This is a genomic window from Streptomyces lancefieldiae (assembly GCF_031845825.1).
GTDB lineage: Bacteria > Actinomycetota > Actinomycetes > Streptomycetales > Streptomycetaceae > Streptomyces > Streptomyces lancefieldiae.
The window spans coordinates 1-255 of the sequence record NZ_JAVRFH010000447.1 but is presented as its reverse complement, the minus strand read 5'-3'; the positions used below and the strand labels follow the sequence as shown (position 1 = coordinate 255).

Genomic DNA, 255 nt, shown 5'->3' with positions numbered 1-255 from the left:
TGACGTACGAACCGCCGTACTGTACACGGAATGTGCCCGTACGCTGACTTAGCGTACGGGCGGTATGTGTGGAACACACCCCCGCACACCCGTCACCGTGGTCCCATGAACACGACCGCTCACCAACACGCCCCCACCGTACGCACGTTCGCCCAGCTCCTGTCGTCCACCCGGCGCGGAGCCCGGCTCGCCCGGCTGCTCGCCGTCGGGCAGCTCATGTCCTGGGAGGTGTCACCCGGCGTCACCGAGCGGACC

At 67.8% G+C, this 255-nt stretch carries 1 pseudogene; it reads left to right on the top strand.

The annotated features are described in order from the left end of the window. Positions 1-30 precede the first annotated feature (30 nt). Positions 31-255, top strand: a pseudogene (locus RM812_RS42905) (ATP-binding protein); the annotation flags it as partial.